The organism is Rhizobium sp. KDH_Rht_773_N, from assembly GCF_052946295.1.
Genome location: NZ_JBRFNB010000002.1, coordinates 629,078 through 653,831 on the forward strand (window position 1 = coordinate 629,078; position 24,754 = coordinate 653,831).

Annotated in this window: 25 protein-coding genes; 11 read left to right on the top strand and 14 right to left on the bottom strand. The window is 63.2% G+C overall.

Features of this window, described 5'->3' with window-relative positions; genetic code table 11:
• The first annotated feature begins 122 nt into the window (after nt 1-122).
• On the top strand, nt 123-380 hold the full coding sequence (locus ACU8HS_RS24850; RefSeq protein WP_447016424.1) for a CrpP-related protein: 258 nt from the start codon (nt 123-125) through the stop codon (nt 378-380).
• Here ACU8HS_RS24850 and ACU8HS_RS24855 read toward each other — a convergent pair.
• Complete coding sequence (locus ACU8HS_RS24855; RefSeq protein WP_447016425.1) at nt 329-1,405, bottom strand: LysR family transcriptional regulator; 1,077 nt, start codon at nt 1,403-1,405, stop codon at nt 329-331. The genes ACU8HS_RS24850 and ACU8HS_RS24855 overlap by 52 nt on opposite strands.
• 2 nt (nt 1,406-1,407) lie before the next feature.
• Between ACU8HS_RS24855 and ACU8HS_RS24860 the strand changes: the two genes are divergently transcribed.
• The 6 genes from ACU8HS_RS24860 to ACU8HS_RS24885 all read left to right on the top strand — a co-directional run bounded on the left by ACU8HS_RS24860 (nt 1,408) and on the right by ACU8HS_RS24885 (nt 6,097).
• Nucleotides 1,408-1,947, top strand: coding sequence for a cupin domain-containing protein (locus tag ACU8HS_RS24860; protein WP_113500955.1), 540 nt, complete (start codon nt 1,408-1,410; stop codon nt 1,945-1,947).
• Nucleotides 1,948-2,258: 311 nt separating this feature from the next.
• Nucleotides 2,259-2,996, top strand: coding sequence for a dienelactone hydrolase family protein (locus ACU8HS_RS24865; protein WP_447016426.1), 738 nt, complete (start codon nt 2,259-2,261; stop codon nt 2,994-2,996).
• Between the two features lie 161 nt (nt 2,997-3,157).
• Entirely contained in the window at nt 3,158-3,907 is a 750-nt protein-coding gene (locus ACU8HS_RS24870) for a helix-turn-helix domain-containing protein (RefSeq protein WP_447016427.1), read from the top strand.
• A 113-nt stretch (nt 3,908-4,020) separates the two neighbouring features.
• The gene (locus tag ACU8HS_RS24875; protein ID WP_447016428.1) at nt 4,021-4,980 is read left to right on the top strand and encodes an alpha/beta hydrolase; all 960 of its coding nucleotides are present in this window, start codon (nt 4,021-4,023) and stop codon (nt 4,978-4,980) included.
• A 37-nt stretch (nt 4,981-5,017) separates the two neighbouring features.
• On the top strand, nt 5,018-5,545 hold the full coding sequence (locus ACU8HS_RS24880; RefSeq protein ID WP_447016429.1) for a nuclear transport factor 2 family protein: 528 nt from the start codon (nt 5,018-5,020) through the stop codon (nt 5,543-5,545).
• A 30-nt stretch (nt 5,546-5,575) separates the two neighbouring features.
• Entirely contained in the window at nt 5,576-6,097 is a 522-nt protein-coding gene (locus tag ACU8HS_RS24885) for a nuclear transport factor 2 family protein (RefSeq protein ID WP_447016430.1), read from the top strand.
• A 19-nt stretch (nt 6,098-6,116) separates the two neighbouring features.
• On the opposite strand, the gene ACU8HS_RS24890 is transcribed toward ACU8HS_RS24885, so the two are convergent.
• The gene (locus tag ACU8HS_RS24890; RefSeq protein ID WP_112703106.1) at nt 6,117-6,734 is read right to left on the bottom strand and encodes a TetR/AcrR family transcriptional regulator; all 618 of its coding nucleotides are present in this window, start codon (nt 6,732-6,734) and stop codon (nt 6,117-6,119) included.
• A 131-nt stretch (nt 6,735-6,865) separates the two neighbouring features.
• Here ACU8HS_RS24890 and ACU8HS_RS24895 point away from each other — a divergent pair, with 131 nt between their 5' ends.
• A complete protein-coding gene (locus ACU8HS_RS24895) occupies nt 6,866-7,630 on the top strand; it encodes an SDR family oxidoreductase (protein WP_113500959.1) in 765 nt (254 codons plus the stop codon).
• Nucleotides 7,631-7,667: 37 nt separating this feature from the next.
• On the opposite strand, the gene ACU8HS_RS24900 is transcribed toward ACU8HS_RS24895, so the two are convergent.
• The 7 genes from ACU8HS_RS24900 to ACU8HS_RS24930 form a co-directional block, all read right to left on the bottom strand.
• Nucleotides 7,668-9,659, bottom strand: coding sequence for a polysaccharide biosynthesis protein (locus tag ACU8HS_RS24900; RefSeq protein ID WP_377312939.1), 1,992 nt, complete (start codon nt 9,657-9,659; stop codon nt 7,668-7,670).
• A gap of 118 nt (nt 9,660-9,777) precedes the next feature.
• On the bottom strand, nt 9,778-10,338 hold the full coding sequence (locus ACU8HS_RS24905) for a sugar transferase (RefSeq protein ID WP_447016431.1): 561 nt from the start codon (nt 10,336-10,338) through the stop codon (nt 9,778-9,780).
• A 332-nt stretch (nt 10,339-10,670) separates the two neighbouring features.
• The gene (repC, locus tag ACU8HS_RS24910; protein ID WP_113414578.1) at nt 10,671-11,891 is read right to left on the bottom strand and encodes a plasmid replication protein RepC; all 1,221 of its coding nucleotides are present in this window, start codon (nt 11,889-11,891) and stop codon (nt 10,671-10,673) included.
• 208 nt (nt 11,892-12,099) lie between these two features.
• Nucleotides 12,100-13,092, bottom strand: coding sequence for a plasmid partitioning protein RepB (gene repB / locus ACU8HS_RS24915; protein ID WP_113414579.1), 993 nt, complete (start codon nt 13,090-13,092; stop codon nt 12,100-12,102).
• Nucleotides 13,093-13,288: 196 nt separating this feature from the next.
• On the bottom strand, nt 13,289-14,509 hold the full coding sequence (gene repA, locus ACU8HS_RS24920; protein ID WP_113414580.1) for a plasmid partitioning protein RepA: 1,221 nt from the start codon (nt 14,507-14,509) through the stop codon (nt 13,289-13,291).
• A 742-nt stretch (nt 14,510-15,251) separates the two neighbouring features.
• Nucleotides 15,252-16,529: an L-fuconate dehydratase gene (locus ACU8HS_RS24925; RefSeq protein WP_113414581.1), complete on the bottom strand. Its 1,278-nt coding sequence runs from the start codon at nt 16,527-16,529 to the stop codon at nt 15,252-15,254.
• A gap of 73 nt (nt 16,530-16,602) precedes the next feature.
• The gene (locus ACU8HS_RS24930) at nt 16,603-17,337 is read right to left on the bottom strand and encodes an SDR family oxidoreductase (RefSeq protein WP_447016432.1); all 735 of its coding nucleotides are present in this window, start codon (nt 17,335-17,337) and stop codon (nt 16,603-16,605) included.
• A 356-nt stretch (nt 17,338-17,693) separates the two neighbouring features.
• Between ACU8HS_RS24930 and ACU8HS_RS24935 the strand changes: the two genes are divergently transcribed.
• From ACU8HS_RS24935 to ACU8HS_RS24945, 3 genes are all read left to right on the top strand, one after another.
• Nucleotides 17,694-18,479, top strand: a complete 786-nt coding sequence (locus ACU8HS_RS24935) for an IclR family transcriptional regulator (protein ID WP_112567493.1) — start codon at nt 17,694-17,696, stop codon at nt 18,477-18,479.
• A 77-nt stretch (nt 18,480-18,556) separates the two neighbouring features.
• A complete protein-coding gene (locus tag ACU8HS_RS24940; RefSeq protein ID WP_112567495.1) occupies nt 18,557-19,381 on the top strand; it encodes an amidohydrolase family protein in 825 nt (274 codons plus the stop codon).
• Nucleotides 19,382-19,599: 218 nt separating this feature from the next.
• A complete protein-coding gene (locus ACU8HS_RS24945; RefSeq protein ID WP_112567497.1) occupies nt 19,600-20,007 on the top strand; it encodes a helix-turn-helix domain-containing protein in 408 nt (135 codons plus the stop codon).
• 45 nt (nt 20,008-20,052) lie between these two features.
• Here the strand turns inward: ACU8HS_RS24945 and ACU8HS_RS24950 are convergent, their stop codons facing one another.
• The 5 genes from ACU8HS_RS24950 to ACU8HS_RS24970 all read right to left on the bottom strand — a co-directional run bounded on the left by ACU8HS_RS24950 (nt 20,053) and on the right by ACU8HS_RS24970 (nt 24,596).
• The gene (locus tag ACU8HS_RS24950) at nt 20,053-20,319 is read right to left on the bottom strand and encodes a hypothetical protein (RefSeq protein WP_112567499.1); all 267 of its coding nucleotides are present in this window, start codon (nt 20,317-20,319) and stop codon (nt 20,053-20,055) included.
• Between the two features lie 59 nt (nt 20,320-20,378).
• Nucleotides 20,379-21,125, bottom strand: a complete 747-nt coding sequence (locus ACU8HS_RS24955) for a TfuA-like protein (protein ID WP_447016433.1) — start codon at nt 21,123-21,125, stop codon at nt 20,379-20,381.
• The gene (locus ACU8HS_RS24960; RefSeq protein ID WP_447016434.1) at nt 21,122-22,384 is read right to left on the bottom strand and encodes a YcaO-like family protein; all 1,263 of its coding nucleotides are present in this window, start codon (nt 22,382-22,384) and stop codon (nt 21,122-21,124) included. Before ACU8HS_RS24960 ends, ACU8HS_RS24955 begins: the two co-directional genes overlap by 4 nt.
• A 13-nt stretch (nt 22,385-22,397) precedes the next feature.
• Nucleotides 22,398-22,541 carry a hypothetical protein gene (locus tag ACU8HS_RS24965; RefSeq protein ID WP_447016435.1) on the bottom strand — a complete coding sequence of 48 codons (144 nt, stop codon included), beginning with the start codon at nt 22,539-22,541 and terminating at the stop codon, nt 22,398-22,400.
• A gap of 102 nt (nt 22,542-22,643) precedes the next feature.
• Nucleotides 22,644-24,596, bottom strand: a complete 1,953-nt coding sequence (locus ACU8HS_RS24970) for a BTAD domain-containing putative transcriptional regulator (RefSeq protein WP_112703097.1) — start codon at nt 24,594-24,596, stop codon at nt 22,644-22,646.
• Nucleotides 24,597-24,754 lie beyond the last annotated feature (158 nt).

Below are 24,754 nucleotides of genomic sequence, written 5' to 3' on the forward strand. Positions count from 1 at the left end.
GACTGGCTTATCCGGTCACGTCACCCTCACGAAGCCGATTGTCCCGGATTAACTCATTAATTAGCAATCTCTTGCATGAGCGGCCGATGATGTTAGCCTCATCGCACCGTTGAGGATTGCATATGACGATTGAAGAGCTGATCGATCTGCAGGAAGAAGGTTCACGGGCCTGCGTGCTTGGATTGAAGGCGCACGAGAACCCCTATCTCGAACCGCACAGGATGCCCACTGACGATGCCGGTGCTCTCGGCGATTGGCTTGCGCGGCACGACGCGTGGAAATTCGCCTGGGAGGCGGAAGACGCCAGTCGTGAAGGCCGGATTGCCACTCACTTCAAGGGACTGATCTCGCTTCCCAAACGGCGGGTGCTCGACGCCTGATCCATTGGAGACCGCGTCCAGGCAGGCCGCGCGCCGAATTCCTCAGCCGTGACGGGAAAGCTCACTTCGTCGAGCGGCTTCAGGAGATCGATGATCAGGCCACGCAACCACTCGTGCTCGCGGTTGCTCATATCGCGTTTGCGCCAGTAGAGATACATGTCGATCAGCGGCATCTCGAACGGCAGGCGGTAAGCCACCAGTCCGAGCTTATCGGCAACCGACAGGGCAAATCGTGCCGGCAGCACGCCGATCAGATCGCTCTGGGCCGCCACGCGGCCGACACCGTAATAGCCCGGCATGGTGAAACGCACATTGCGCGATCGGCCGATCCGCTCCAGCGCGGCATCCTCGAAATGGCTGAAATCGTCGGTGACGGAGAAGATCACATGCGGCAGGCCGCAGAAGAGGTCGAGAGGAAGCACGCTTCCCCATGTTAGGCCGCGCAGCATCGGATGATCCTGCCGTGCGACGACCATATTCGTCGCCTGAAAGGCGCGCTGTTTCTCGATCCAGACCGGCGGATCGATGGAGATCGAAAGCACCACGTCGAACCGGTCCGCCGCCAGCATGGCCGGAAAGCTCGCGGTCGCGGCCGGCAGCATCTTCAGCCGCATGTTCGGCGCGCTCCGCGTCAACAGGTCCGCAAGCTGCGGCATCAGCATCTCGTGGAAATAATCCGACGCCCCGATCACGAACGACCGCTGGCTCCTGGAAGGGTCGAAGCTTCCCCCGCCCGACAATGCGTGTTCGAGGCTTTCGAGCGCTGCGCGCACCGGGACCTGAAGGGAAAGGGCAAAGCCTGTAGGAACGAGAAGATTGCCTTCCCGCACGAATAACGGATCGCCAAGAATATCGCGAAGCCGCCTGAGCGCCGAACTGACGGCAGGCTGGCTGAGGCCGACGGTCTCGCCAACGCGTGTCGTGTTGCGCAGCGACAGCATCGCATCCAACACGCGCAGCAGGTTGAGATCGAAGGCACGGAAATTCATAGGGTGAATACCTGGAATACGAACTGTCGATTTCATTTATGGCCTCGTTTGCGCGAGAAGTCATCTGGCGATACCGGCCGGTCGCGCTCTGGTTCACTTTCCTTGGGACGATCAACATCATGACCCTTTACGCCGACATATTGCCGGCCGGCACGACCGTGTCCTGGCTGCATTCCGTCTATAAGATCCTGCTTACCCCTCATGAGACGAACGGCCTGCTCGGCATGTTCTCCGCTGTCGGCGCGCCCGATAGCGGGCCACCCCGCCACGTTCACGAAAACGAGGACGAAACGATCCACATTGTCGAAGGCGAAGCGGAATTCTGGCTGGAGGGAGAGACCTTCCGTCGCGGGGCCGGCGACACTGTCTTCGTGCCGCGCGGCAAGGAGCATGCCTTTCATATCGTCAGCAGCACGCCCGCACGCTTCATCACCTGCCTCACACCCGGCGGCTTCGAAAGCTTCTTTGCCGCTGCGGCGCGAGATGGCCTGCAAATCCCGCAGCACGGCAAGGAACTCAACGCTCTGGCGGGGCAATATGGCTGCAGGTTCACCGGCCCTCCGCTCCGCCAACGATAATCGCACCGCACATGGTCAGGACGACGCGCCAGTTCCCGATGCCTTCCCGCTCGGCGAAGAGACGGGCGACAGAGGTCCGATCTGCGCCGATCACCTTCCGGTCGCATGGCCCGAGGGCTGGCTTGACGACAGCCTGATGCGCTGGGCCGTCCGGTTATTCAGCATTCGGCTGTGAGCCTGAGGGCCGGACGCGGCCCTCAGGCATATGAGTGAGGCGAGCCGCCACATATTCGTGTCTTGAGACTGTCGGCAGCCTTTGCCAGATTGGCGGCAGCGGCTTCGGGCTGCTTCAAAATCAAAGGGATTGGTTCATGAAACGCGATATTGAAATCACGACGGCCGACGGCGTTGCCAGGGCGTCGATTTTCCGCCCCGAAGGCAGCGAGGGCAAGGTTCTGCCCGGCATTCTCTATTACATGGACGCGCTCGGGCCGCGCGAGGCGACCGACATCATGGGCGAGCGCCTGGCCGATGCCGGCTATATCGTGCTGCTGCCCGATCTCTTCTACCGTTTCGGCTCATACGGCCCCTTCGACGGCTCCTCCTTCGGCAACGAGGCTTCGCGCGCCGAGATCATGAAGATGATCCGCGAAACGACGCAGGAGATGACGAAGAAGGACAGCCGGGCCTTTCTCGACGCGCTCGAAGCCGAAGGCGTTTCCGGCCCGGTCGGCGTCGTCGGTTACTGCATGGGCGGCGGTCGTGCCTTGACGGCAGCGGCCACCTATGCCGACAGGATCGCGGCTGCCGCAAGCTTCCATGGCGGCAATCTGGCAAGCGAAGCGCCCGACAGCCCGCATCGCCTGGCCGCCGGCATCAAGGCGCGCGTCTATATCGGCGTTGCCGGTATCGACGGCAGTTTCCCGCCCGAACAGTCAGCGCGCCTGGCCGAAGCGCTGCGCACCGGCGGCGTCGACCACATCATCGAGAACTATGTCGGCATGTCGCACGGCTGGACCGTTCCCGACCGCGGCGCGATCTACAACGAGAAGGGCTCCGAACGGCACTGGAAGCGCCTGCTCGAGCTTTTTGCGGAAACGCTTTCCTGACGATCGGCATGCGGGAACGGCGCACGGCAGCCCGGCACTTCGGCAACGGGCCTGCGGTTTCATGACGCAGCCGTGAACGCCCTGCGATTGAAAATGCCGCTGGCCGGCCTAACATCAGCCCCATGAGCGGATTGCGGGCGCGCCTGGCGCAACAGCGAGTGATGGCCGAAAGCTTTGATGTGCCGCCTGGCGGCGGCGCATTCGTGCTGCCGCATCTGGCGGTCGGCCTCTTCCTCAACGACCAGCCGGACCACCGGATTGCGGTCGGATCGGATCGTCGCAGGCCGGTGCCGCTTGCGGCCGGCGAGGGCTGGATATTGCCGGCAGGCGCATCCGGCATCTGCGAATATGATGCCCCACTCTCCTATCTGAGGCTCGCACTGCCCGCGGCCTTGCTCGCCGATGTCGGCTTCGAGCGCGCACGGGATGCAGGCCCGGTTGTCGGCCGCATCGATCCGCTGCTGGCCGGTCTGGCGCGCCAGGCGGTCGCGTCGGCGAAAGAACCGGCATCGCTCTACCGCGACACGATGGAACTCGCGCTTGCCGCGCATCTTGCGCATCTTCTGTCGCCGCGAGCGGCCGGGACGGCAGCGGCCGACGACCGGCGCCTGCAGCGCGCCGTCGCCTATATCCAGGACAATATTGCCGAAGACCTGTCGCTGGAGGAGATTGCGGCCGAGGCCGCGTTCAGCCGCTTCCATTTCGTGCGCGCTTTCCGCAATGCTTTCGGCACGTCGCCCTACCAATATGTGATCCGCGAGCGGATGGAGCGTGCCGGGATCCTGCTCAAGACGACGCGGCTGCCGGTCGCGGAAGTCGCAGCCCGGGTCGGTTACGGCGACGTCTCCCGTTTCGGCCGGCATTTCCGGCGCCATGCCGGCGTCACACCGGCCGCCTTCCGCATGGGCTGACGGCCGCAAAGCGCAAGAAAGGCCCGTCCTTCGCCAAGAATGACGCCTGTGGCCGGCGCCCCTTCCTGCCAGATTTCCTTCGACGCCAATGAGGAGCGGATGGAGGATTTGCCATGAGACGCCTTGTCCTTTCGACGATCGGTGCGGCCCTGATGAGCGCCGGCGCCATTGCCGCCGATATAGAGACGCGGCCTGTTTCCTTCGAGAATGAGGGGACGACGCTCGCCGGCACGCTCTACCTGCCGGCCGATTTCCGGCCGGGCGAGAGGCGCCCCGGCGTGCTGGTCACAGGCGCCTGGACATCGGTGAAGGAGCAGATGTCGGGCCTTTATGCCCGCGAGATGGCCGAACGCGGCTTCGTGGCGCTCGCCTTCGATTTCCGCGGCTGGGGACAATCGGGCGGCGCGATCCGCTTCAAGGAAGACCCGGCCGCCAAGACCCGGGATATTTCGGCCGCCGCCAGCTATCTCGCCGGCCTGCCGGAGATCGATGCGTCCAGGATCGCCGGTCTCGGCATCTGTGCGTCCGCCGGCTATATGGCGGCGGCCGCGACCGGGAACGCGCATTTCCGAAGCGTGTCGCTGGTCGCCCCCTGGCTGCACGATAGCGGCATCGTCGAGCAGGTCTATGGCGGCAAGGACGGTGTCAGCAGGCTGATCGCCCTGTCGCGCCGGGCCGAAGAGGCCGAACGGAACGGCCAGCCCCGGGTCATCACCGCCGCCAGCATGACCGACGAAACCGCGCTCATGTATCGGCTTCCCTATTACACGGAGACGGGCCGCGGGCTGATCCCCGAATATGACAACCGGTTCAACCTCGCCTCCTGGGAGCCGTGGCTGACCTATGATTCCGTCTCGCTCGGCAGCCGTCTCGACAAGCCGGTCCTGATCGTGCATTCGGAGGCGGCCGCCGTGCCGCAGGGCGCCCATGCCTTCATCTCGCGGCTGACGGGCGAGGCCAGCGAGCTTTGGCTCGACAATGTCAGCCAGTTCGATTTCTACGACAATCCGACGGATGTCTCACGCGCCGCGGATGCCGCAGCCCGGCATTTCCGGCGCATCAACGCACGCTGACCGCACCTTTCCCCAACCTGGTTTCAAGGAGAGCCCGATGAAGCGCCTGACCCTGATGACGGCGATCTGCTTCCCCTTTGCCTGCCCCGGCACGGCAGGCGCCGAGCCGATCGGCATCGACGACCGCATGGCCATCATCGATCGGATCACGGATATCGCCGCCGGCGCCGACCGGCATCAGTGGGATCGCGTGCGCGGCGCATTCGCCGAGACGGTCACGCTCGATTATACCGGCCTCTGGGGCGGCAAAGCCACGAGCCAGAGCGCCGACGAGGTGGTGGCCCAATGGTCGGGCTTCCTGCCGGGCTTCGAGCGGACGCTGCATCTTGTCGCCAACCACGCCATCGTCGCGGCCGGCGAGACGACGGCAACGGCCGAGGCCGATTTCCAGGCCGTCCATCGCATCGGCGCCGATAGCTGGACGCTGATGGGCCACTATCACTACGAGCTTGCAAAACGCGACGGCGCCTGGAGGGTCACGCGGCTGACCATGACGCCGACGCATGAGACCGGCGACCGCGGCCTGGTGGACCGTGCCGCGGCGCGCGCCAGGGCCTCTCGCTGAATAATCCCCTCTCGACCCAAGGAGACCGATATGCGCATTTCACAGCTTCCCGCCATCGCCTTCGTGCTGTTTTGCGCAGGCGCATCCATGGCCGCCGGTCCCGGTGAGAACAGGCCCGGCGAGAACAGGCCCGATGAAAACAGAAAGGTGATTGCCGATTATTACGCTGCCTATGCCAGCGGCGACATGAACCGGGTCGCCGGCTTCTTCGCCGACGATATCGAATGGCATATTCCCGGCCATCATCCGCTTGCCGGCACCAAGCGCGGCAGGAGCGAGGTCGCCGCCTTCTTCCGGGAACTCGGCAAGTCCGGCTTCCGGGCCGAACTCATCGCGCTGGCGGCCGACGAAAACTGGGTGGTCGACATGCATCGCGGCTGGTCCAATCGCGAAGGTGGGGCCAATGTCGATACGGTCTGGGTGCTTGCCTTCCGCATCGAGGACGGCAAGATCCGGGAAGCCCGCAATTTCGCCTTCGACCAGGCCGCGGCCGACAGTTTCTTCTGGCGGACCTATCCGCTGAAACCTCTGCCTGAACGACTGGCGCAATAGGACAGATGCGCAGACCGGCCTATCGGCGGCGATGGTGCCGGACCATGCCTTCAAGCGCGGGGGCCGCGGCGCGGGCGACCGCCATCAGGGCGTCCTGCCCGCCGCCGTCGCGGGCAAGCAGCGACATGCCGTTCTGCAGCGTGGCAAAGAAGACGGCAGCGGCGGCGCAGTCGAACGTATCAGCCAGTTCACCCTCACGGACGGCGCGCTCGAACCTTTTCATGATCTGGCTGATGTTTTCGGCGCGGCGCAGCCTGAGATCCTCGCCGATTGCCGCGATCTCGCTGGCGGCGGGATTGGAGCCGAGCACGATCATGCAGCCGGGGGGCTGGTCCGGGCGGCTATAGGCGCGGGCGGTATTGACGAGGAAACCTTCGATCGCCGCGGCAATCGTCTCCCCCTCGTCGAGGGCGTTCCAGATCTCGTTGTTGACCGTTGCCTGATAGAGATCGAGCGCTTCGGTAAAGAGCGCCTCCTTGGAGCCGAAGGCGGCATAAAGGCTCGGCGGCGCGATGCCCATGGCCTGGGTCAGGTCGCTCATCGACGTCTCCTCGAAACCCTTCTGCCAGAAGAGATGCATGGCGCGCGAAAGCGCCTGCTGCCGGTCGAAGCTTCTCGGGCGTCCGCGCTCGCTCATTTCGGGTTTCCTCAGCCTGCCTTCCCCAGCCCGGTCGGCTTCCATTCTGTATCGATCAATACATAAATCGCTTGACGGCGGGATGCAATCGCAGCATGAATTCTGTATCAATCACTACAGAAAGGAAAACCATGTCTGTCCTTGACGGAACACTGCCTGTTCTGAAGGGAAAAGTTGCGCTCGTCACCGGCGGCAGCCGCGGCATCGGCGCTGCGATCGCCAGGCGGCTTGCGGCCGATGGGGCCGCGGTCGCGCTGACCTATGTGAACGGGGCGCAGGCGGCCGCCAAGGTCGTCAGGGCGATCGAGGCCGCAGGCGGAACGGCGCTTGCGCTCAGGGCCGACGCGGCCGACGCCGCCGAGGTCGAGGCGGCGGTTGCAGCCGTTGCGCAAGGCTTCGGCCGCATCGATATTCTCGTCAACAATGCCGGGATATTCCGCGCCGCGCCGATCGAAACCCTGTCGATTGCCGATTTCGACGCGACCATCTCGATCAATCTCCGCTCCGCCTTCGTGGCCTCGAGGGCGGCCCTTGCCGTCATGCCGGACGGCGGCAGGATCATCTCGATCGGCAGCAATCTCGCGGTGCGGGCCACCTCTCCCGGCCTCAGCCTCTATACGGCGAGCAAGGCTGCGATCGCCGGCCTGTCGCAGGCGCTTGCCCGCGAGCTCGGCCCGCGCGCCATCACGGTCAATGTCGTGCATCCCGGCTCGACGGACACGGACATGAACCCGGCAGACGGCCCGCATGCGCGCGAGCAGAAGGGCCTGATGTCCAATCCGGCGGGTTTTGCCGATCCCGGAGAGATCGCCGATGTCGTCGCCTTCCTCGCCTCGCCGGCCGCCCGCTCGGTCACGGGTGCGGCCTGGACGGTCGATAACGGGGCCAATGCCTGAAACCGGAAAGAAAGGCCCGGCGCAAACCGGGTCCTGATTACGCCGCCGTATGGGCCTCGGCGGCGCTGAGCGCCAGATCCGTGACCTCGCCGGTCGAGGCATAGCCGGAAACGAGCTCGGCGAGCATCAGGCGGGCGGCCGGAATGTCGTTGCGGTCCAGCGCCGCGTCGAGCGCCTTCAGGCGTTTGGAAAGCTCCGGCCAGAAGAGGAAATCCTCGCGCGCCTTCATGATGCGCGGATGCTCGGTCGTCTCGGGATTGTCGCCGATCAGCAATTCCTCAAAAAGCTTTTCGCCCGGCCGCAGGCCGGTGACCGAAAGCTCGATATCGCCTTCCGGGTTGTCTTCGCTGCGCACCGTCAGGCCGGAAAGATCGATCATCCGGCGGGCGAGATCGGCAATGCGAACGGGCTCGCCCATGTCGAGCAGGAAGACATCGCCGCCATCGGCCATGGCGCCGGCCTGGATGACGAGCTGCGAGGCTTCCGAAATGGTCATGAAATAGCGGGTAATATCCGGATGCGTCAGCGTCACCGGGCCGCCGTCCCTGATCTGCTGGCGAAACAGCGGCACGACCGAACCGGAGGAGCCGAGCACGTTGCCGAAGCGGACCATGGAGAAATTGGTGTGTGTGCCGGCCGGCCTTTCGGCCGACAGCGCCTGCAGCACCATTTCGGCAAGCCGCTTGCTGGCGCCCATCACATTGGTCGGTCGGACCGCCTTGTCGGTGCTGATGAGAACGAAATTCGACACGCCGTATTTTTCCGCCGCCTGGGCGGTGATCAGCGTGCCCATGACATTGTTCTTGATGCCTTCGACGGCATTCTGCTCGACAAGCGGCACGTGCTTGTAGGCTGCGGCATGATAGAGCGTCTGCGGGCGCCAGCTCATGATGATGTGCTCCATGCGGTCGCGGTCGCGCACGGAACAGAGGATCGGCACGATCTGGACCTTCTGCCGGTCGTAGAGTTCCGAAAGCTTCTGCAGCTCGCCATGGATCGCATAAAGGGCATATTCGTTCTGCTCGACGAGGATGAGATGCGTCGGGCCGCTGCGCAGGATCTGGCGGCAGAGTTCGCTGCCGATCGAGCCGCCGGCGCCCGTCACCATCACCACCTTGCCGAGCGTCGCCTTGTCGAGCAGCTCCTGGCGCGGCGCAACGGCCTCGCGCCCGAGCAGGTCCTCGATTTCGAGTTCGCGGATATCGGAAACGGCGATGCGGCCCTGGGCAAGGGCGGTCAGGTCCGGCAGCGTGCGGACGTTCACCCGCGCCTTGCGGATCTGTTCGAGGATCTCGTTGCGGCGCTGGCGCGATGCCGACGGCAGGGCGAGCAGAACGTTGTGCACGTTGAGCGTCTGGACGAGCATCGGCAGGTCGCCCGGATCATAGATCGGCAGGCCGCCCATGATGCCGCCCTTGAGCTTCGGGTCGTCATCGAGATAACCGACGACATTCAGCTCGGCACTGTTCGTCAGCGCCGCGGCAAGCTGCCGGCCGGAACTGCCGGCGCCGTAGATCAGCACCTTTGCCATCGCGCCCCTGCGCAGGATGCGCTGGTAGGTGTCGCCGAGCCAGTAGCGGATGCCGAGGCGCGAAAGGCCGATGGCGATCAGAAGCAGGAAGGGCTGCAGGATGCCGACGGTGCGCGGGATGCCGGGAACGCTGAGGGCGGTGAAGATCGTGGCGAAGGCAATGCCATAGATCGCGATCGCCTTCAGGACGGCCAGGAAGGCGGCGATGCCGGCATAGCGGAAGATTGCCCGGTACATGCCCATGACGATGAAGATCGGCAGCGCCAGGCACAGCGAGACGAGAACCGCAAGCCATTGCACGCCCGTCAGCACCGTCCATTCGTTCAGGCGGAAACAATAGGCGAGCCAGATCGTCAGGACACAGAAGCTGGAATCGACGATGAGTGCAAGAATGCGCTTGGCCGGACGCGGCATCGCCAAGAGCGGCCCGACCAGTGCCTGCATCGACATCCAGGACCGGCTGGCCGTTGATCCGTCGTTGGAAGGATCATCATGCATGTTTATACTGTCCACCCATCATTCCAGCCTGACTTCTTCTTGTCCTTTTCGATCTTAAGTGCAACCGAAATAATCGTCGGTCGTGCAAGCAACCTGTTTATAACCTTAGGTCGTAGCCTCAATGGGTTATGCCCTTGCTGCCCAATACCTTGCCGACCGTCATGGCCAGAATGCGCATATCCATGACGAAAGAGCGGCGCCTGAGATAATCAAGGTCGAACTCCACCTTCTGAGGTATGGGCAGTTCGTCGCGCCCGTTGACCTGCGCCCAGCCGGTCAGCCCCGGCAGCAGCGCATCGACGCCCTTGGCCGTGCGCAGGGCGATGAGGTCGTCCTGGTTATAGAGCGCCGGGCGCGGGCCGACGAAGCTCATTTCGCCCCTCAGGATGCACCAGAGCTGCGGCAGTTCGTCGAGGCTCGATTTGCGCAGGAACCCGCCGATCGGCGTCAGGTAGCGGGAGGGATCCTCGAGCAGGTGCGTGGCGACCGTCGGGGTGTCGATCCGCATGCTGCGGAATTTCGGCATTCGGAAGATCACGTTGCGCCGCCCCACCCGGTTCGACCAGTAAAGCGCCGGCCCCGGCGAGGTCAGGCGCACGCAAACCGCCACGACCGCGATCGGAACGATCAGGATTATGGATGCCACCACAGCCAGGAAAAGGTCCACCGCCCGCTTCAAGTCCGTCCTCGTCTTTCGCTCACTCTGCCCGGCCTCCAGCGGCCCGCCCTGCCCTATCGTTTCCGGCCAATTCACGTCAACGATCCTTTCCTGCCTGCGGGCGCTTTATGCGTTGTTTCTCAGGCATTTGCGGCAATTGGGCCACCGTTTTGCGGCAATGCAGTTCACCCAAGCCATTGACATGACATATCTATCTCACGTTTACGGAAGTCAAATCATCTTTCATTTCCGCCACCTGTTCACGGTTTGAAAAAGCCCGCGTTGTGCAATCGTCCCCATCCATGCGCCGTTTCCGGCCATGACGGGCCGCCATCGCGGCTCCTCAAGCGCGTTCACGCCCTCCTGTGCGCAACCGGACTGTTCTGCCGGACCAGCGCCATCAGCATCGGCCCGAGCGAGAACTCTCCTCGTGCTCCCTTGCGGGTCAGGTCGCGCAGATAGCCGCCCGGCGAGTTGATATGATTTGCCCGTTCGAGCATGCAGGCGATGACGACTGCGGCATTTCCCCGGCCGAAGCTTTCGCAAGCGGCCTGATAGGTCTCGGCGGTGATCCCGAGCATGGACCGGACGGTGACGGCAGCGGTCACGAGATCCCTCCAGCCCCTGATCGATCCTCCCTGCGCATAATCGGCAATCTGCGGGCAGGCCTGCAGGATGAGGGCAAGAGGGAATATCTGCTGGGGTTCGCCGACCCGAATGCTCCCAGGCATGGGTACGTCTGCGGCCGTTTCCACTTGCGCTGCCGGAGAGGATTCTAATTCAAGAGAGTCTATATCTGAATTCTGTATGTGCGGTTCATTTTGAACCACACTGGCGCTCGTTTTTTGGGAATTATCGAAATCTGTCAACAGATTGACGATATCGGCGCGAAGCACTTCGAGCTTCAGGCGCACGTTGTCGAGATCGCAGGCTTCAGGGTTGCGGGGAAGGCAAGCGAGATGACGGGCATAGGTCGTCTCGATGTCGTCCCAGTTGCCGGGAACGCTTTCTTCGATGGCGGCATCGATCAGCTTTCGCACGTCGCGGCGGCAGATCGTCAGCCGCTCTCGGGCGCGCCGGAATGCGATCCGGTCGGCCTCGATCTTCCGCGCCATGGCGGCCAGCTCCTCGCTGCGGGCAAGGAGAGGCGCCAGGCTGAAGCCATAGGCCTCCTCCAGTTCGCCTGACGTCTTGCGGCGGGCAAAACGTTTTCCGTTGGCGCTATCCCTGCGGGTAATCAGCCCGGCATCGACAAGAGCCGCCAGATGCCGGCGCAGCGTGGTGACTGCAATGCCATGCGCACGCACCATCAGTTGCCGGTTGGAGGGAAAGACGACCATGCTCGCCTCACCGGAGAGATGGCTCTCGGGATAGAAGGAGAGAAGGGCGTTGAGGACCGCAAGCGTGCGGTCGGAAATGTCGAGCAGCGGACGTGCTTCGCAGATATCGCGGAACAGCTTCCACTTGTCGACGGACTTGTCCGGCTTAACTGATTCGGCCTGAAGCTGACCTCTCATCAAGGCAAGCGACATCGGCCGCCGCCCGAAAGGCGTCGTTACGAGTCCCGTATCCATCGTGGTTCACCTTATACAAAGGCAAATCATCAGCGCCCGCCAAAACGGCGTTCAAAAACCTTGACAGTGATTCCGGGAAGTGCGATTCTCTGGGTGCTAAACGAGAGAAGAGGGCTTCCGGATGTTTTGTTCGGGGGCCTTTTTCTTTGCCTATTGGCTCCTTTTCCTAACAGTCAAATCCTCGTCAGCAGGCCTAACCTGCCAACAGTTATCGTTGTGACCGGACGGCGCCGAACTCCTCGAAGAGTTCATCCAGCCGGGTCGTGAGATAGTCGGCAAAGTCAGGCACCATACGCTCGTCGAACGTGATGCGCGTCTTGGTGCCGGAGCGCTCGATCTGTGCCGCCCTCTGTCCTTGCCGTGTCTTCCAGGTTTCGGCCGCCGCCTTTTTCGCGTCACGGGCGGCCATTTTCGACAATATGCGTTGCAGCCGCTGATCGCTGTCGAGATCGGCGAAGCCTTCGTCCTCGATGATCGCCTCGACCTTCTTCGGCGAGGAAGAAACGGCATCGACGAGCGCCAGCCACCGGGCGCGGCCGGCTTTCGGTGCCGGGCCGATGGCCAGGATCACGGTCTGCGGCACGCCACGGGCAACCGAGATGTAGCGGCTGAGATCGGCCTTGTCGGTGGAGAGCGCCGCCATGATGACATCCCGCGCGTAACCCGCCTGTTCCAGGCGATGGGCAAAGAGCGCCTTCTCGATGAAGGAAAGATCCTGCCGGTCGAGATTTTCCTTGCCCTGGGCGATGACCAGTTCGTCGTCGCTGAGATTCTGTACGATCGCCTTGACCTTGAGCCCGAGCTTTGCCGCGGCGCGCAGACGGCGACGGCCATAGGCGATCTGGTAATGCCCGTCCTTTTGAGGGTCGGGACGTACCAGGATCGGCACCTTCTGCCCATGTTCGGAAATGCTCGCCACCAGCGCATCGAAATCGGCGTCGCGCTCGATCGGGATGCGGTCGCTGATCGAGGAATTGGAAATATCCGACGGCTCGATTTCCAGAACGGAGAAACCGGAGGAAATCTGCGCCTGCAGGCGGCCGGCGGCGCGCGCCGCCTCCGTCATTTCCTGCAGCGACGCGCCCATGGCCGAAACCGCTCCGGTGCGCACGCGCTCCGGGTTTTTCTCGACACCGGCCGAAGGCAGCGGCGCATCCGCCTTGCGCATGAAGATCGAATTGAGAGTATCGCGTCGGCTCATCAATTCTCTCCTTTCCGGTCAGATACGGGCAAGCCGGACGGGCGCAGTTGGGAGCTCCCAACGCGTTTGCGGATGGCCGCCAGATGGAGGGGCTCTTGCCGGATGCGTTCACGGCAACGGCCTCCGTTGGGAGCTCCCAACAGAGTGGCGGCTGTTTCGCCGAAAGCCGACAGATCGGTGCGGATCGAAGGGAACGTCATGTGCGCCCCCATGCCTGGCGGATCAGCGCCTCGACCTCGCCGTTGACGGCATCGAGAGCTTCCATCGCCCGGTCATAGGTCGAGCGTGTCAGGTTCTCGCGGCCGATCTCATAGAGCGTCTGCTTGGTGAGGCCCGCATCGGAGACGGCTGCCGATTTCACCATGGCGTTGATCATGACGTGATCGTCGAACAGGTTGCGCAGGAGGGCTGCGACCTTCGTCTGCGGCGCGTCCTGCGGTTCGTAGCGGGTGAGCAGGTAGCGGATGAAATCGTAGTTGAGTTCGCCGCCGGCTTCGCGCACCACCGAGAGAAGGTCGTGCGTCATCAGCAGGAACTGGCTCATCGAGGCCACGTCCAGCATCTGCGGATGCACAGTGACGATCATCGAGGTCGCCGCGCAGAGGCCGCTCAGCGTCAGGTATCCGAGCTGCGGCGGGCAATCGAGCACGACGACATCGTAGTTTTCGGCGACATCGTCGAGCGCCTTGGCGACGCGCATGAAGAAGACGCCCTCGCCATCCCTGGAGCCGCGCATCAGCGCGCGCGGCGTCGTATGCTCGAACTCCATGAGTTCGAGATTGCCGGGGATGAGATCCAGGCCGTCGAAATAGGTATTGCGCACCACGTCGGAGAGCGGGCGCCGCTCGTCGTCGTAACGGATCGCCGCATAGAGCGTCTCGTTGGAGCGGACATCGGTTTCCGGCATGACGCCGAGCATGGCGGACATGCTGGCTTGCGGATCAAGGTCAAGGGCGAGCACGCGGTAGCCCTGCAGCGCAAGATATTGCGCAAGATGCACCGAGGTCGTGGTCTTGCCCGATCCGCCCTTGAAGTTGGTGACGGCGATGACCTGGAGATGTTCGTTCTCCCTGCGGCGCGGCAGGAAATCATGGGCCTCACGCCCGCGGGCCGAGGCCGCAAGCAGAACACGCAGTTCGTTGAGCTGGCGCAGGGAATAGAGACGCCGGCCGTTGCTGGCGACATCGGGCTGCGGGCCTTCGCCGGCAAGCGTCATCTTTCGCAGGGTCGAATCCGACACGCCGATCAGCTTGGCCGCCTCGCCGGAGGTGAACCGGCGCAGCGTCTTGCTGGCGGTCGGCGGAAACAGGGCTTCGCTGATCGCCTGCAGCTGCGAGCTGATCGTCGACGCATGGGCGCCGATCGTCTCATCGACGCTACGCTGAAGGGTCCGAGAAGTCCTTTGTGCCTTGCTCACGCTCTAATCTTTCATCACGGAAAAACGCCAGAAACGGCTTTTTAAGCGTGACGATTACCGATCGCAGCGATTCTGGCAAGGTATTCCGATGAAACAAGGCCTTAGCGGGGGCGCCGGAGATCACGAGTTTACGACAGGGGGATTACAATTTCCTCTGATATCTCCATCAGTTAACAGAAATCCGATTCCCTTTGCAAAGCTGTGCCATCCTCACATCATTTTTTGCGCCCGGCATGGCGGAGCCGGCCTTTTGATCCCGCAGACGACACCTCGCGCATCCCCTTGAGAAGAATCAGCTATTACCGATTTCTAATCTTTGCCGGCAAAGGAACTGGCGACACAGCGGACCGGGTGGCCCGCTCCCGCAATCCCATCGGCCCTGACGAGGCTGCACAAGCGCGCCTGCCTCCCGCGTCCGGGAGGCAGGACCGGTGAGGTGCCGCCTCTGTGCGGGAGGGGAGCAGGCGCAAGGATCGGGGCGAGGCCTTATTGCGGGGCCGGTCGTATCAAAATCGAACAGGCTGTGGCGGAATCAATCCGCGAAATGGATTCCGTTTCGATGAAAGATGTCAGAAAAAACAGCGAGTTAGAAAAGCGCAAAACATGCTGTCCGAAGCTCGCGGAAACCGCTCCTCCGAGCCCGTCTCCCTGGGCCATCTTTATAAAAGATCCGGCGTGCTTTCGCAATGGCTGGCATGTTTCTATCCCCAGCAGACAGGGGGAGGCCACGATGCTGCCTGCCCTAGCCTCGGAATGTGTAGCCGGCAATCGAGGCCGGTTTCATCTCGATCGAGAAGCCGGGGCGTGTCGGCGGCATATAGGCGGCGCCCCTGATGGTGCAGGGGTCGAGGAAATGTTCATGCAGATGGTCGACATATTCGATGACACGGCCGTCCTTCGTGCCTGATACCGCCACATAATCGATCATCGACAGGTGCTGCACATATTCGCAGAGCCCGACGCCGCCGGCATGGGGCCAGACGGGCAGGCCGAATTTCGCCGCCACCAGCAGCACGGCCAGCACCTCGTTCAGTCCGCCCATGCGGCAGGAATCGATCTGCACGATATCGATCGCGCCTTCGGCGATGAACTGCTTGAACATGATGCGGTTCTGGCACATCTCGCCGGTCGCGACCTTCACCGGCGCGATGCCCTGGCGTATCTTGCGGTGGCCCGCAACGTCGTCGGGGCTTGTCGGTTCCTCGATGAAGAAGGGCTTGGCGAAGGCGAGCTGCTTGACCCAGTCGATTGCCTGGCCGACCTCCCACACCTGGTTGGCGTCGATCATCAGATAACGGTCCGGGCCGATCACCTCGCGGGCGATCCGGAGGCGGCGGATATCGTCCTCAAGGTCGCGCCCGACCTTCATCTTGATGTGGTTGAAGCCGGCATCGATCGCTTCCCGGCAGAGCCGGCGCAGCTTCTCGTCCTCGTATCCCAGCCAGCCGGCCGAGGTCGTGTAGCAGGCATAACCTTCCTTCTCGAGCGTGGCGATACGCTCGGCCTTGCCGGTTTCGGCTCGCCTGAGGATGGCGATCGCCTCGTCGCGGGTCAGGACGTCGGTGAGGTAGCGGTAATCGACGATGTCGGCGATTTCTTCTGCCGGCATGTCCGCAACGAGGCGCCAGACCGGCTTGCCGGCCTCCTTGGCAAGCAGATCCCAGACGGCGTTGACGATAGCGCCGGTCGCCAGATGGATCGCGCCCTTTTCAGGCCCGATCCATCGAAGCTGGCTGTCGCTGGTCAGGTGTCGCCAGTATCTGCCGGGATGGGCGAGCACGTCCGAAAGCTCGGTGCCGACGACCAGATGCCGCATGGCCTCGATCGCGGCGCAGCAGATGTCGTTGCCGCGGCCGATGGTGAAGGTCAGGCCGTGACCGGCGAGATCCTTCCTGTCGGTCTCAAGGATCACATAGGCGGCGGAATAATCGGGATCGGGGTTCATCGCATCGGAGCCGTCGAGGCTTTGCGAGGTCGGAAAGCGCAGATCGAAGACGCGGAGGTCGGTAATGCGGGTCATGGTGTCTCTCCCGTCTGGCCGGGGCCGTTGGGCGGCCGGCATCCGCTCGTGCGGATGCCGGCCGGGGAATGGTTCAGATCGTCCATCCGCCGTCGATGGCATAGGCCTGGCCGGTCGTGTAGGTCGCGCCGGCGAGATAGACGGCGAGATCGGCGATCTCTTCCGGCGTGCCGAGGCGGCCCAACGGCTGGCGGGCGATGAAGGCGGCGCGCGCCGTCTCGTAATCCCCCTGGGCGCGCATGCGCTCCTGCAGCGAGGGGCTTTCCACCGTGCCGGGGCAGATGCAGTTGCAGCGCACGCCCTGCGCGACGTAATCGGCAGCGACCGACTTGGTCAGCCCGATCACGGCTGCCTTGGTCACGCCATAGGCGAAGCGGTTCGGCACGCCCTTGATGCTCGAGGCGACCGACGACATGTTGATGATTGCGCCATCCTTGCGCTCCAGCATGCCGGGCAGCACCGCGCGGATGGTGCGGATCATCGCCTTGACGTTGAGATCGAAGGCAAATTCCAGGTCGGCATCCTGCATCTCCAGCACCGAACCGTTATGGACGACGCCGGCGCAGTTGAAGAGAACGTCGACGGCGCCGATCTCGGCCACCAGCGTCTTGACCGCATCCTCGTCGAGCACGTTCAGCTTGTGAGTGGCGATCCCGGTCCCGGCGGCCAGGGCTGCCAGCGCATCCCTATTGATATCGGTGGCGTGCACCCTGGCGCCGGCAGCGGCGAAGGCGAATGCCGTGGCGCGGCCGATGCCCTGACCGGCTGCGGTGATGAGAACGGTCTTGCCGGAAAGATTGCTTGTCATGTCATGGCCTCTTCGGGGATTTTCGCGCGCTGGCGGTGATGCTGGAACCTGTCTCAAAAGGATCGGTCGTGAAGGCCGCGCCCGGTCGAACGCCCTCTCCGGCGAGGCCGCGCCGGGCCGCCGGTTTCGATATCCATGCGCTGCATGGCATCCTCCCTCTCCCCTTGTCTCCTGTCTCGCCGGAGCGGGACTTTCCGGGAATTGCGGCGTCCGGCGCCAGAAGCACGCCGGACATCTCCTCACGCTTGATTTGTCTGTTTATAGACAAACAGACGATGGCTCCACGGTCAAGCGAACTTTTTCTTTTCCGCTGCCCTGTCTGCGTATATGCAGAGTGATATTCACAGGAGAGAAAAATGGAGACCGAAGAGGCAGATCGCTATCGCGCTCCGGCGCTCGACAAGGGTCTCGACATTCTCGAACTTCTGGCAGGCGTCGACAGCGGCCTGACGCAGGCGGAAATCGCCAAGCGGCTGGAGCGCAGCCCGAACGAATTTTACCGCATGCTCGACCGGCTGGTAAAGCGCGGTTACGTCACGCGGCTCGACGGCGACCGCTATTGCCTGACGCTGAAGCTCTTCGGGTTGGCGCAGCTGCATGCGCCGGTGCGCCGGCTTGCCTCCTACGCCACGCCGCTGATGCGCGATCTTGCCCAGCGCTCCCGCCAGGCAAACCATCTTGCCGTCTTCGACCGGGGCTCCGCCGTCGTCATCGCCCAGCAGGAGGCGCCCGATTATTGGGGCCTCTCGATCCGCGTCGGCTCCCACATCAGCCTCTTCGACACCGGCTCTGGCCATGTGCTGCTTGCCTTCCGCAGCGACGAAGAGCGCGAGATGATGATTTCCGAACATGTGCGCAGCCGCGAAGACGCCGATCTCGGCCCGGAATTTTACGAGCGGCTGAACCAGATCCGCGAGCGCGGCTACGAGATGATGGCAAGCGCCCAGACGGCCGGCGTCTACAATCTGTCGGCACCGGTCCTGGGGCCGGACGGGCGCGGCATTGCGGCGCTGACCTGCCCCTATATCGCGCTGGTCAACGCGCCGGCAGCGCCCGACATTACCCAGGCGATCGCCATGGTGCAGAAAACGGCGGCCGAGCTTTCCGCGCTCGCCGGCGCCACGATCGCCGTGCGGGGTTAGAGCGAGCGGAATTTTTATTTGAACAATCCATTCACCAAGGATAGGTTGCTGCCAACCACTCTTTGGAGGAGAAGAGCGTGTTCATCGATACCCATCTGCACGTCATCGACCGGTCGGCGCTGAGCTATCCGTGGCTTGCCAATGTGCCCGATCTCGATCGCGATTTTCTTTACGGGACCTATGCGGCCGAAGCCAGACGCTGCGGTATTGCCAAGGCGCTGCACATGGAGGTGGATGTCGATCCGGTCATCATGCAAGCCGAGACCGATTATGTCGGCCGCCTCGGCGATCTGGTGGCTGGCGCCATCGTCGCCTGTCGGCCGGAGGAAGCCGGATTTGCCGCCTATCTGGAGCGTCAGAAGGCCGATCCCTTCGTCAAGGGCTTCCGGCGCGTTCTGCATGTGGTGCCGGACGACGTTTCGGAAGGCGCGCTTTTCCGCGAGAATGTCAGAAGGCTTTCCGGCACCGGACTGACCTTCGATCTCTGCACGCTGCCGCATCAGGTCGGCAAGGTCCTCGCGCTCGCCGATGCCGCCCCCGATGTGCAGTTCGTGCTCGATCATTGCGGCAATCCGGATATCAGGTCGAACGCATTCGAGCCCTGGAGCCGCGGCATTGCCGAAATCGCCCGCCGGCCGAATGTCGTCGGCAAGATTTCCGGCATCGTCACCAATGCCGATCCGGCAAGCTGGACGGCGGAAAACCTGCGGCCCTATATCGAGCACGTCATATCGAGTTTCGGCTGGGATCGCGTGGTCTGGGGCAGCGACTGGCCTGTCTGCACGCTGGCAAACGGCCTTTCCACCTGGGTTGCGGCCACCCAGGCAGTGCTGTCGGGCACGGCGGAAACGGAGCGTTCGCGGCTGCTTTTCGCCAACGCCCAGCGTTTGTGGAAGCTCTGAACCTCACTGGGGTTCGCCCCTTTCGCGTTCAATTCTGGCCGATTCCCGTCTGAAGCGATCTGTCGCGGCGTGCAATCCGCAGGGGCTCTCGGATGGCGCGATGTTTTGCCCAGGCTAAACTACATCCAAACAATTGCTAGGTTGAACCAACTCGGCTAAAAGTTGTTGTTGCCGGGCGTGTAAGTTGTCGGCCCGGTTTTCGCAGGAGGGAATATCAGATGAAAGAAGAACCGCATTCCGTGGACGTTCACGTCGGCAAGACGATCCGCATACAGCGACTGCTGAGAAAGGTTTCTCAGACGGAACTGGGCGATCGTGTTGGCGTGACCTTCCAGCAGATCCAGAAATACGAAAAGGGCTCCAACCGCGTTTCTGCCAGCATGCTCGTCGAAATCGCCGGCGCGCTGAACGTCGATGTCAGGACCTTCTTCGACGACCTGACGGCGCCTGCCGCCAATGCGAACGATAATCCCGCTCCGAGCGAAGAATTCGTCATTTCGCGTGAGGGCGTACAGCTCAACGCTGCCTTCTTCTCGATCAAGAACGAGCAGCTCCGCAAGAAAATCCTCAAGCTCGTCCAGGCGATCGCCAATACCGAGCAGATGGAAGCCGACGCCGCGGAATAGCACGCCGGCCTGATTTTCTGGCGCTCAGCGCACCCTGCACCAGGGCTAATGGCGATCGATCACGATCAGATTTTCGCCAGCGTCCTTCATTGCGATCTTGGCTTTGCTGCCGACGAGTTTTTCGAGGTTCGCATCGAGTTCCCTGTCCGGATCGATGCCGTCCCAATCGATGACGACCTGCAGCAGCGCCATGTTTGTCAGGTGCATGAGACTGCGCAGCTGAAGTTTTTCAGCCTCGTCCCTGGCTGCCGACAGCAGCCGGAAGAGTCTTGCGTATTCTCTGCCCGCACCTTCGTCCCTTGTTTCGAACATTGTTTCCGCCCTCGACAACAGTCATTTCCCCCACCCGAGGCACATTGGGCCTGGAACCGTTATTCGAGCGTTACAGGCTGCATCTGCTGCGTGACTTCGGCCTGCAGCAGCTCGAAATGCGAGGTCGCCGCAAAGCGCCAGTCACGCTTCGCTAACGCGAATTCTCCCTTTTTCAGCCATTCCAGCACGAGCCTTGCGTCGCCACGTTTGCGTTCGACGCGATTGGCCCGGATGGCGGCCAGGATCTGTTCGCGCCGCAGCTTGCGGGCAAAGTGCGACTCTTCGACCACCCTGGCATAGGTCCGTTCGGAAAAATGCAGGAAGCGGCCGGCCAGCAGCAGCTTCTTGCGCTCGCTGACGGTAATCTCGCCTCTCGCATGCAGGCCCTCGATCGTCGGCTCGAAATCGACCCAGGGGACCGAAAGCGGCAGCCAGCCGAGTTCCTGCGGCGCATGGACGAGGGCGACAGCCTCGTCGTCCATCAGGTCGCCGGATTCGTAATCGTCGAAGATCGAGCCGATGCCGACCATGCCGAAGGCGGCGCATTCGGCAGCGCGCAGTGCCCCCATGCTGGCGCCGCCGGCAACGGCCACACCTTTCTCCAGCGCAAAGAGGATTTCCTTGTGCCAGACGGATGGCAGATCGCCGAAATAACCGTCGACCAGACCGATCGCGGTCGCCCCTTCATGGACGGCCTTGAGGATGTCGCCGCAAGCGGCAGGCGGGCGGAAGTCGATATCGGGATGCTCTTTGCGCGCTGCAGTGATCTCGCTTGCAAGGCTCGGGCCGACGAAGAGGATCTTCATGCTGCGGCCTCCCGGATGACACTGACGGCGCGCAGGCCGAGCTGGATGTACTGGCCGCTGATATCGACCTCCAGGCCCGGCACGATCATGCGCACGACGCAAACCGGAAGCGCCGGATGCGGCAGCGGCACGGCGACGATCTGGCCGATGCCCGCCGCCCTCAGCCGGCCGGCTATGTGGCGGATCGTGTCCTGGATCGTTGCCGGGCGCTGCGGGCGCATGGGGAAGGGTTTCAGCGCCGCGTCGTCATTGCAGAGATCGACGACCTGGCGCATGCCGGCGCTGCGGTCGATCCGCTGGTAGATCTTCGGCGAGAAATCGTCGCGGCTGCCGGCGATCGCCGTCAACCGGCTCTGGGCGGCCTCGGTGATGGCGCGAAGGGCGGCACGGACGGGATCGGGATGGCAGCCGCAACCGCCGCAGACCTGCGCCCAGCGTGCATCGACGCGGTCCGAAAGGTTGCCGGGAATGATGATGGCGAGAAAAGCCGGCACAGCGATATCGGTGGTCATGTCGATCAGGAGCAGGCGCATGCCGGCCTGACGGATGCGATCGACCATGACGTCGATCACGGCGTCGCCGAAGGCGAGCGGATCGATGCGGTTCTGCTTGAGCTGTTCGGGAGATTTGAGCTGGGTCAGCGCCCAGGCATCGCGCTCGACGAGCTCACAGAGCCCGTGCAGCACGGCCTCGGCCGGCGTATTGCCCGACGCAAGGCCGTCGCTCGATTGTTCGAAACCCGGCGGGCGTTCGCCGCGATGGTCGAGGCCGACCAGCCACCAGGGCACGAACGTGGTGCTGCCCGAGAGGAGGTCGTAGCCGGAGCACCAGGGGATCTGGCCCTCGCCGATCTCGTCGGGCGCGCAGCGCGCCACGCTGTCGAGGTCGATCATGGCGGCCCGCTCGGCTTTCATGGTCGCGACACTCGCAAGCGTCAGATCGGCGGGAGCGATTTCGGCGACGCGGGTTTCGATCGCTTCCATGGCCGCCGAGGTCATCGCTGCTTCCTTGTCGATGCCCTTGCCCTGGAAGACCGACAGCGTATGGCTGTTCGGCCGCGTGGCGAAGGCAACCGGAATGTTCAGCACGTCGAGCCCGGTCAGCAGCCCCACGCGGGTGATGCCGAGATCGCGCAGGTGCGGCTTGATGGCCGCAAGGGTCTGCGCCGGCGTCATCGACCGGTCGTGATAGCTGTTGACGCCTGCCGATGATCTGCTGAGGTCAGCGGCAAGCGTTTCAAGGTCGGCCAAAGCGGGCATGCCGATCGGACCCTTAGCGGAACCTCAGCGCATGCGTCAGGCTTTCAAGGCCGTTTGCCGAAACGTTGAGTTCGTCCTGCTTCATGGCTGCCTTGGCGGCGGCGGAGAAGCGGAGTGCGGGGGCCTGGGTTGCGGCGCTGGTTTCAACGGTCTTCATGGTCTCTCTCCAATAGGTTGGGCGGCTGGTCGCCGTTAACCATTCGAAAAGAGCATTACCTGCGTCATTTAAGCGTTACAGGCTTCGTTAAAAGGCTTTCTATCAGGGAAGACCGGCCAGTTGCAGGCCCCTTATCAAGGGTTCTGTGAAGGCCGGGTCGCGATCGGGGACGAAGTGACGGATCTCTTCGCTGCGGAAATCGGGGAAGTTTTCCAGCACCACGCGCGCGTAGCTCCTGGCTTTCGCGGTGTCGCCGGCCATGGCATGGGCAGCCGCAAGCAGGCGTGCGGTCGCCTGTTTCGACTTTACCGGCTCCAGGGCATCGATCGCCTTTTCATATTCTTCGCGCATGAAGTGGATGCCGCCGAGGTTCCAGTAATAATAGTCCGGCGGCAGCGGATTGAGCTTGAAGGCAGCGCGGCTGAGTTCGAGTGCCCGGTCGAAATCGCCGTCATGGGAAAGCGCATCGGCGAAATCGGCCAGGATGTCGGCATCGTTGGGATTGAGATCCTGGGCCTGCTGGAAGGAATCGAGGCTTTCGTCGAAGCGGCGGCGATAAAGCGCCACGAAGCCAAGCTCGCGATAGGCCCGGCCGCTGTTCGGGTCGGTCTGACGCGCCATCCTTGCGGCGCTATAGGCTTCGTCGAGCAGTTCCCGGTCGTGCATGCCGCGGATCAGCCATTCCATGCCGAGCGCGCGCGACATGCCGGCATGGGCGGGCGAGAAATGCTCGTAACGGCTGAGCGACGACTTGAACCATTTGCGCGCCTGGCGCAGGTGCTGCAGGTCGGTCTGTGAAATCAGCCGCTTGCCCTCCAGATAGAGGCGATAGGCGGAAGCCGGCACGTCGCCGAGCGGCATGGCCAGCTCGTAGCGCTCGATCGTATCGGCAAGCGTCATGACGATGCGCCGGGTCAGCTGGCTGAAGGCTTCGCTGATCTTTTGCATCGCAAAGGGAATTTCGACCGCCCAGAGCACTTCCGACGTCGCCGTGCGCGTCAGCCGGCAGGTGGCATAGACATCCTCGTCGCGGCCCTGGATCGTCACATAGACGGCATAATCGAAGGACAGGTCGAGCGGGCCGATGGTCGGGCGCGTCGGGTCGAGCGCGCGGCTCAGCATCTCCAGGCTCGTATGGGCGGCAATCACCTTGAAGCCGCGCTGCTGGCTGAGGCCGATCGTGACATCTTCGAGCAGCGCACGGCCCACCCGCTCCATCAGCGGATCGGTGAAGATGCTTTCGGGCGGCAGGATGACGATGCGCGGCTGGCCGGCCGGATCGATCAGCAGTTCCGAAGCGGGGCGAAGGCGGTCCGCCGCCGGCTGCGCGGCAGCCAGGATGCCGAGTTCGCGGGCAAGGGCGGTGGTGGCCTCGTCCGGCTCGATGTCGAAATCGTCCTTGAGCTGGCTGCGGCATTTCAGATAGGCCTGACGCGCCGCCGGCAGGTCGTTCATGCGGGCATGGGCGCGCATCAGCGCCCGGCAGGCGATCTCGTTGGCGGGGTCGAGCTCGATCAGGCGTCTGGCGAAGGCGATCTGGTCCTCGTCCGGCCGCTGGTCTTCACTTTCCAGAAGACGGACAAGATGCGCCGAGCGCGCTTCGTTGATGCGCTGGCGCTCGAATGTCAGCCAGTCCTCGGCGCCCTGCGTCGGAGACTTGACGCTTTCAAGCAGTTCGCCGAGCAGGGCGACGCTTTGCTCAGGCCCCAGCACATCCTTCTGCTTGAGCATATCGAGGTCGATCTCCCAGCCGGGCGCAAGGCCGAGATGGGTGCGCGTGGCGACCAGCAAGGGCGGCAGGCCCTCGGGAATGCTCTGTTCGATGCGCGACAGAAGCTGGCGCAGGCTGCCGGCCCGCTTTTCGGGAAGCTCGGATTGCCAGAGCTGGCATCGGATGGTTTCGCGATCGACCAGCGGTTCCGACGACAGCGCTAACATTGCCAGCAGGAAATAGGACTTTTCGGGCAAGGGCAGTTCGGTCCCGGCGGCCAGCAATCGCGGCCTGCCGAGCAGACATAATCTGTTCGCTTTCACTTCCCCGGTTGACCCGTCCATTACGGTTCTCACCTTCAAGGGCCGGAACGCCTGGAGCGAACCGACCGGTTCCATGATGTTAGAGTGAATAGCGCGCAACGGGAAGCGCTTTTGCTTTGATGAGGCAATATTTTCATCGAATATTTACGTTCCGGCCGCTGCCTGCTGCCAACACACTT